This is a genomic window from Adlercreutzia sp. DFI.6.23 (assembly GCF_024462535.1).
GTDB lineage: Bacteria > Actinomycetota > Coriobacteriia > Coriobacteriales > Eggerthellaceae > Adlercreutzia > Adlercreutzia rubneri.
In genome coordinates this window covers 1-391 of the sequence record NZ_JANGBP010000219.1, presented here as the reverse complement: position 1 = coordinate 391, position 391 = coordinate 1, and the positions used below count along the sequence as shown (strand labels likewise).

Sequence of the window (391 nt, the reverse complement as noted above, 5' to 3'; positions counted from 1 at the left end):
CGCCCTTCTTGCCGATGACCACGCCGGGGCGGGCCGTGGTGATGGTCACCTTGATCTTGTCGCCGGCGCGCTCGATGTCCACGCGAGACACGGAGGCACGGGCGAGGGCTGCGGCGCCGCCTGAGACGATGGCCAGGGCCCCCACGGCCAATAGCGCATCGGTGGCCGCGTCACCGGTCTGCGGAACGCCGCGGTAGGCGGTCGAGCTACGGTGGTAACCATGCGTGCCGGACGTCGTGCTGGGTTTGGCTGTCGGCTTCGAGGCGTCATCTTTGCCTGAGTCCTTCGTCCCGTTGTCGTCGGTCTGGTCATCGGCTGCGGTGCTGCCATCCGCCTTGCCCCCAGCATTCGCGTCGGCGCTTCCGCTCAGCTGCCCATTGTCTCCCGTTCC

1 protein-coding gene is annotated in these 391 nt (G+C 68.5%); it reads right to left on the bottom strand.

Annotated elements, in window-relative coordinates:
* The coding region (locus NE591_RS13085; RefSeq protein WP_256156843.1) for a KH domain-containing protein at positions 1–370 on the bottom strand (370 nt) is incomplete at its 3' end.
* Positions 371–391: the final 21 nt, after the last annotated feature.